Here is an 820-nt window from a genome sequence, read left to right as displayed (position 1 = left end):
AAGGCCGGTGCGCATAGCGCTGACCCCGGAAACGACAGCGCCGATGGTTTCCTCAAGGGCTGCGATGCTCTCATTAAACTTCAAGCGGATTGGTTCGAACTCGGCCGCAACGACGCCATCCATTCGGGTGGTTAGATCACCAGCAGACAATCCGTTGAAGCCATCTTCAACTGCAAAAACAAACTGCTTCAGACCATCGGCTTTTGCGGCTTCGACGAGCGAATGACGGTCGCGCTGAGCCTCCTGAGCGGAACGGTTTGCAACAGCTTCCTCTTCCAAACGTACTTGCTCTATGGCTGCCTGCTTAAAGGTCAGTACGGTAGACGCCATCGCTCCAACTTCATCTTTTCGTCCAGTGGCTGGAACCTCGACTGTTCGATCGCCTTTAGCGAGCTTTTCCATCGCTCCACGCAGCAGAACGATAGGGGCGGCAATGCCCCGCGACAGTAGGGTCGCCATGCCGAGGGACGTAAGGACCAGTAGCGCGATACCTACCTCAAGCGTGAATACGCTATCGCCGTAAGCCCTCTGCTGCTCAGTCGCGTTGATCTCCGCCTGACTTTTCGTAAGCGCGGCCAACGCATCGACAGCTTCTTCAGAGGGATCGATGAAAGCGCTAGCTGCATCAGAAAGCGCTAGCTGTCGAGAGGCACCGAGAGTGCTTGGCTCTTTCGCCATTGAGATCGATTTTTCTACGATTTCGCGCTGCCAGCTTGCGGTTGCTGCCACAGCTTTCTCCGCGGATAGTTTGGCGTTCGGTATATTGGACGCAGCATCTGCGTAATTGGCAATATGAGCATCGAAAGATGCGCGGTGCTTC

At 55.4% G+C, this 820-nt stretch carries 1 protein-coding gene; it reads right to left on the bottom strand.

Going from position 1 to position 820, the window contains the following annotated elements; all coding sequences use genetic code 11:
- Nucleotides 1-820 (bottom strand): HAMP domain-containing protein (locus ACZLZY_RS24890; protein ID WP_472936643.1); only part of this gene is annotated, 820 nt, incomplete at both ends.

Source organism: Mesocryomonas lacus (assembly GCF_055730135.2).
This window is presented reverse-complemented; position numbering and strand designations above follow the sequence as displayed.